The 6,000-nt window shown below is 33.5% G+C and carries 5 protein-coding genes and 1 pseudogene; 3 read left to right on the top strand and 3 right to left on the bottom strand.

Annotation, left to right across the window (positions count from 1 at the left end; genetic code table 11):
* Nucleotides 1–223, top strand: a pseudogene (locus AC9UEH_RS09670) (hypothetical protein); the annotation flags it as partial.
* A gap of 76 nt (nucleotides 224–299) precedes the next feature.
* Here the strand turns inward: AC9UEH_RS09670 and AC9UEH_RS09665 are convergent.
* The 3 genes from AC9UEH_RS09665 to AC9UEH_RS09655 form a co-directional block, all read right to left on the bottom strand.
* Nucleotides 300–1,142, bottom strand: a complete 843-nt coding sequence (locus tag AC9UEH_RS09665) for an RteC domain-containing protein (RefSeq protein WP_509531196.1) — start codon at nucleotides 1,140–1,142, stop codon at nucleotides 300–302.
* A gap of 200 nt (nucleotides 1,143–1,342) precedes the next feature.
* A complete protein-coding gene (locus tag AC9UEH_RS09660) occupies nucleotides 1,343–2,293 on the bottom strand; it encodes a nucleotidyl transferase AbiEii/AbiGii toxin family protein (RefSeq protein ID WP_509531194.1) in 951 nt (316 codons plus the stop codon).
* 1 nt (nucleotide 2,294) lies between these two features.
* On the bottom strand, nucleotides 2,295–2,870 hold the full coding sequence (locus tag AC9UEH_RS09655) for a hypothetical protein (RefSeq protein WP_509531192.1): 576 nt from the start codon (nucleotides 2,868–2,870) through the stop codon (nucleotides 2,295–2,297).
* Between the two features lie 729 nt (nucleotides 2,871–3,599).
* Between AC9UEH_RS09655 and AC9UEH_RS09650 the strand changes: the two genes are divergently transcribed.
* Together AC9UEH_RS09650 and AC9UEH_RS09645 are read left to right on the top strand one after the other, a co-directional pair.
* Nucleotides 3,600–4,832 carry an AAA family ATPase gene (locus tag AC9UEH_RS09650; RefSeq protein WP_509531190.1) on the top strand — a complete coding sequence of 411 codons (1,233 nt, stop codon included), beginning with the start codon at nucleotides 3,600–3,602 and terminating at the stop codon, nucleotides 4,830–4,832.
* Entirely contained in the window at nucleotides 4,829–5,341 is a 513-nt protein-coding gene (locus tag AC9UEH_RS09645) for a hypothetical protein (RefSeq protein WP_509531188.1), read from the top strand. The genes AC9UEH_RS09650 and AC9UEH_RS09645 overlap by 4 nt, the downstream gene beginning before the upstream one ends.
* Nucleotides 5,342–6,000 lie beyond the last annotated feature (659 nt).

Here is a 6,000-nt window from a genome sequence, read left to right as displayed (position 1 = left end):
AGCAAGAAACGGGAAGAAAGAAGAAAGAAGCAAGAAGCGGGAAGCAAGAAGCAAGAAGAAAGAAGAAAGAAGCAAGAAGCAAGAAACGGGAAGCAAGAAACGGGAAGAAAGAAGAAAGAAGCAAGAAGCGGGAAGCAAGAAGCAAGGAGCAAGAAGCAAGGAGCAAGGAGCAAGAAGCAAGAAGCAAGAAACGGGAAGCAAGAGAAAAGAATATAGAGAATAGAGTACCATCTTGTTGTGGATCATGTTGCAGGTTTTAAATAATGAATATATGGGTTGTCAATTATTGGCAACCCCTATTAATTTTCGTCTGCATCGTCCATGCGAAGTATTAATTTTTCTTTTAGTGTGGTTAAGAATTTAGTTCTTTCTGATTTTCTTGCTCGTATTTCTAGAAAAGCGCGGTTGAATTGTCCAAGATTGATGTTAAAAGTTGTTTCGAAAAATGTGGTTACTTCTTTTAGTTCGGACGTGCCGTGATTGAAAACACCTTCGGTATGCAGCGCATAAATTAATTCAATTAGTCCCACTTTAGAACCGGTCCATTTTTGAGTTTTTGGATTTATGATAGTAGTATTGTTTTCTTCTTTTTGTTTTAGTTTTGTAATCTCATTTTCTAAGTAACTTTTAATCTTTTCGTTTGCTAGAATTTTAGCTACTTTATAATCGTGTGACGTTGAAAATCGATTATCAGCTTGAAAGTAAAAGCTATCTAATGTATGCCTCAAATCGTGTTTTCCTCGAAGAAAATATTTATTGTCTAAACTTTTATTATCCGTTTTATAATATTTGTAGAACTCTTTATTCTCAATATAAAATGATTGCAGTTTTATTAATTCGAGATTGAAGTACTTTCGGATTGCTTTTTTGGAACCAAATGGCTTATTGGTTTCGATGTTGTAAATTTCATTGTAGTAAATGAGTTTGGAAGCAAATTGCGGTTTATTTTCTCGAAAGAAACTAATTTCTTCTGATTTATTTGCAAAAGTATGTTTAAGGAATTTTGTTTTTAGATTTTCAAAAATTGGAATAAGCACTTTGATTGCTAATTCTGCGTATTGAACAGGATTGTCTGTTTTTGAATGAATGCCTTGTAGTTGGTTGTCTATTTCTGACAATAGTTGCTCGGAAAACAATTTCATTGGTTACTACTTTTTGGATTTAACATTGGACAAATCTATTGGAGTAGTGGTGGTGTTGCAAATTGTATGTTTTATAATTCCCGAATGGAATAGGTTTGATTCCCGAATTGAATAGTTCTTTTTTGGGACGCGGATGAAACGAATTCACTATGTGAAAACGCGGATTGGCGCGGATTTTTTTTACTGCATGGAATTTTTATTTAAAGTTTTTTAACCCATTTATTAATTTCTGATAGTATTTCTTCAAATTTGGGTTGACCGTTGTAGTAAAGTGTTGCTGTTGCTTTATATCTTTGTATGAAACGGTTTCTAAGTTCCTTATTGTTTAATAGAAATGCTTGGTTTTCAGAGATAGGTATATCAAAATCTGTTTTTGGAAAACGTTCTGCTTTATGTTCAAGGTATTCTTTTGTTCCAATAAAGTTCTTAACTTCTTCGTTTCTTAACAGGCTGAAAATGTCATAATACTGACGCATTAAGTTTTGACGTTCTTCTTTGGTTTCTTGTTCTTGTCTGAATTTAGTAGCAACTGTTTGTAATTTTTCTACAAAAGTGTAACCTGGATGATAACAGGCAATATCGGTTGCTCGATTGTCAATTATAGGAACTCCTTGTTTTATTGCTTTGTCATAAGCCCATGAGGAAATTGTTATGGCATTGTTTGGAGTTACTTTGTCAAATCCAGCTTCTAAAAGTATTCCTTCTTTAATTCCTCCACTTGCCTCTGTGAATGTTTGGTAATACAATCTAATTCCACCACTGCGGTAGTATGTTTCATCATCAAATTCGGTGTCTCTTTTTGCTTCGACAATTCCGTTTATTTTTATTGTATCTGCAAGCCAATTGTAGAATTTCTTTCTAGCTTCCACATTTTTAGGTTTTGTATTCTTTGGATTTTCATTAATATCAAACTCTGCTGGTGGTTTTATGTGTATGTCAATATCTTCGGAGAAACGATTTATTATTTTGTAGCCTTTGGAAAGTGATGTACCGCCTTTGAGTTCAAAATTAAAGTTCAGTTGCTTTAGTCCATACAAAACATGCATTATCCAATAGTCTTTTTCAACTAGAATGGGTTCAATATTTAATTCGTTACCAACAATACGAAGTAGTGCAGCGAAGTCTTTGTGGTTATGTAAATAATCATTCATATCAGCTTGTGATTATTGGTTCTAGCAGTTTTTTTGCTTTTATAGTTCCGTATTCTTGCAATGACTTTTTTAGTTTTTTTGCATCCATTGACTTTGCCTTAAAGCGTACTTTGGAAACTACTTCTTTTGGGTCTTCTGCTAATTGGTCTAGGTTGTTTAGTAAGTCAACTAATAGAAATTCTTGGGTAACTTTGCTTGGGAAATGTGGTTTTACTCTGAATGAAAATGTTTTTCCGCCGAGGTTGAAATCGCCATGGCGTTTGTGGTTGTACACGGTTTTCTGATTGTACAGTTGCGTAGTTCCAACGCCAAGTGTATTGTATGCATTGAAGGAAGTGAGTAAAAAACGAGAATCTTTTAGAAAGGAACGTACCAACACTTCTTCTTCGGGTGGTGCTTCTCCAAAAACTGTTACTTCTGGGTAAAAGTAAAGCCCTTGAGAAAGTTTTTGTAGCGAACCTTCTTTAACCAATTCATCCAAATGACGGTCAACGGAAGTTGACCACTTGGACAAATCTGCCCGGCGGTACACTTTACCTCGTTTTAGGTGTTTTTTTAGTTCTTGTAACTTATTCATGAGGCAAAGATAATAAATACTATTTTAATTGCATATATTTTTATTGAAAATTCATGCAAAATGTTTTATAAGATTATTTTTTTTGTCAAGTAAACGGCGCAAAACACTTGACAAAAAGTATCATCTTTATCTATTATGCGGCGGTATTGGTAAGATTAAAATGATTAAATGAACTCAGTATTCCGTCTTATAAGTATATTAGGAATGTTATGGAGTGTGTTTTTAATTCTTCCTATTTTGCGGTTAACAACTGACTTTATAGAATAGTAAATACAAAAAATAGCCATTAAGCTGACAAAACAAGTAAATAGCTTTCTCCATTTAAACCCAGAATTTATCCAACTGATGACATCAATACAAAAATATACAATTGCGATTATCATTATAACTAATAAAACTGAAATATAAACTGAGCAAAATTTAATATCAAATAGAATCCCTGTAAGTGGATTATTAATTTTTGAAGGATTGGCAAAAAAAAGAAAAAAGTATTGAAGTGTAATTTTTGTTTCATGGCGTTTAATTAATTTGATTATGGCTTATATAGTTACAAAGGTATTTAATAAATTTAAATTGTAAAATGTATTCTCATGAAAAATCTTCTTTTTCATCTAATAAATTAATTATTAAAAATAATTATTAAAAAAATTAGTATTTTTTATTTATATTGGGAATATTGGATAGACGAAATTATTTTACGTAAATTTGCGATTAAGAATAAAAAAGAAAATGGGCAAAATTAGAATAAGAAATTTCGGACCCATTAAGGCGGGGCTAAAAGTTAGCGATGGATGGCTTGACATTAAACGTGTTACCGTTTTTATTGGTAATCAAGGGTCGGGAAAAAGTACTGTTGCAAAATTAATTTCTACCATAGTTTGGATTGAAAAAGCTTTGGTGCGAGGTGATTTTACTTCATTAACAAAGGAAGAATTTAAGATTCACTGCTCTTACCAAAACATTGGCTCCTATTTTAAAGATACTACCGAAATTGAATACCAAGGTAAGGCTTTTACTATTCGTTTTGATAATAATAGAGAAGACGTTTTTATTGAAAGAAATCCTATGAATGGTTATTCTTTTCCAAAAATCATGTATGTACCAGCAGAGCGAAACTTGGTTGGTTCTGTTAGAAATGTGAGGAACTTAAAAGGCTTGCCAAGCACGCTTTATACCTTTGCTGATGAATATTTTGATGCCTTGGATGAGATTGATGCCTTGGACGGAATGGTAGATTTACCTATCAATAATACTCAACTTGAATATGAAAAGTTTAGCAATATCGTTAGAATAAAAGGTAAAGATTATACTGTTAACCTTACTGAAGCTTCGAGTGGCTTTCAATCTCTTGTACCGCTTTATATGGTTAGTTCGTATTTGGCCAATTCTCTTTTTAGAAAGCGTGACCATTCTACTAAACATACTAGTCTTGATGAAGAAAGGAATCTGTTTTTGCAGGTACAGGAGATTATGAGTGATCCGACATTGTCTGAGGATGTGAAACGAGCACAGCTGCAACTTTTATCAGCGCAGCGCAGTTATTCTGCCTTTTTGAATATCGTTGAAGAGCCAGAACAAAACCTGTTTCCAACTTCGCAGCGCGAGGTACTTAATACGCTTGTGCGCTTTAGCAACCAAAATGATAATAACAAATTAGTTATAACAACTCACAGCCCCTATCTTTTAAATTACCTAACCTTAGCAGTGAAAGCACATACTCTTGTTAAAAGACTAAATAGTAATGATGATGAGATTCTTCGAAAAGTGCAGCAAATTGTACCCATTGTATCGGTTTTAAATGGCGATGATCTGGTAGTGTATGAAATGGAAGAGGTAGAAGGAACTATTTCGCGGTTAGAAGATTATAATGGGATGCCCTCAGATGACAACAAACTTAATGAACGGCTTGGCGAAACTAATGAGCTTTTTGCAAGGTTACTGGAAATACAGCAAAAGTTATGAGTTTAAATTTTATGGATGCCGGGTGCCAGACGCACTCCAGTAGGAAAAAATTTGGATTATGTGATGATCCTCCACCTGCCAAAAACCCAGCCTATATTGATGAAGCTAATGGTGCAAAATGGATTGCCGTAGTAATTAACGATTATGAGTACTATTGTACTTTTACTGCTGTAGACAATTGTATAGATGTTCGAAAGCCAAGTGGAAAACCAGACAAACGTTGTGAGGGAATTCTTTCTTATAATGACACCGTCATTTTTGTAGAATTAAAAGAGCGCGGAGCATTGGGTTCTGATTGGGTTAAGACCGCAGAAGAACAAATTAGGGTTACGATTGGTCATTTTGAAGGAACGGATGCCGCAGCAGAATTTACCAAAAAGAAGGCCTATATAGCCAACAGCGAACAGCCAAAGTTTAAAGAAAGCCAAACGGCTCGGATGGAAAAGTTTGCAGAAGAAACGGGTTATATTCTACGAATTGTGAATAGAATAGTTTTAGTTTTAGTTTAAGCTATAGCTAGACTCATTGGGATTTCAGCTAATTATATATAAAAAATTGCAAATCAGCGACATCTTGGTTGCGCTGGAAGATGCAACTTCAGACCGACGAATCGGCTATGATAGTAAGACCAAAAGCTATGATAACTAACGAAGAGTCACTATTGTGCAAGGAGATTATGTCGTTGTAATATGGATTAAAAACGCTACTACCGCTAAGTTTATTACTGCATATGTTGCGGATAATTCAATAGGAAAGATTCTGGCGAGTCCTGTCTGGTAACTATTGGGCATAAAAAAACGCTGATTACTGGTTCAGCGTTTGAGACCTCTGTAAATTCCTGAGCCCAAGGATAAGAACATAACAAAGATATATAAGTATAACATAATATGCAACTTTTTTGTATATATTACAACTTCCTTAACATCTTCGTAAAGTATGTAATACTTATCTAAAGTATTATTTCCTCTTTTATGACCAGTAATAACAACTATACTATCTACTACAAATTATCTAATCTTTTATGTATTAGAAGCTATTAAATGTTTTTATAATTGCTCATAATAATTAGTTTAGATTTTTTTTATAATATTCTTCCGTTCTGAAAATTACATATTCATTTCTATCAAAAAAGAATTCCCGGGATTCGTTTTAAGTTATGATACCATTT

The sequence above is a fragment of the Flavobacterium sp. genome, from assembly GCF_040402835.1.
Taxonomy (GTDB): Bacteria; Bacteroidota; Bacteroidia; order Flavobacteriales; family Flavobacteriaceae; genus Flavobacterium.
This window is presented reverse-complemented; position numbering and strand designations above follow the sequence as displayed.

Bases quoted from the DNA above. Each gene is read 5' to 3' on its own strand.
- AC9UEH_RS09665 (WP_509531196.1), bottom strand. From the start codon at position 1,142: ATGAAATTGTTTTCCGAGCAACTATTGTCAGAAATAGACAACCAACTA.
- AC9UEH_RS09660 (WP_509531194.1), bottom strand. From the start codon at position 2,293: ATGAATGATTATTTACATAACCACAAAGACTTCGCTGCACTACTTCGT.
- AC9UEH_RS09655 (WP_509531192.1), bottom strand. From the start codon at position 2,870: ATGAATAAGTTACAAGAACTAAAAAAACACCTAAAACGAGGTAAAGTG.
- AC9UEH_RS09650 (WP_509531190.1), top strand. From the start codon at position 3,600: ATGGGCAAAATTAGAATAAGAAATTTCGGACCCATTAAGGCGGGGCTA.
- AC9UEH_RS09645 (WP_509531188.1), top strand. From the start codon at position 4,829: ATGAGTTTAAATTTTATGGATGCCGGGTGCCAGACGCACTCCAGTAGG.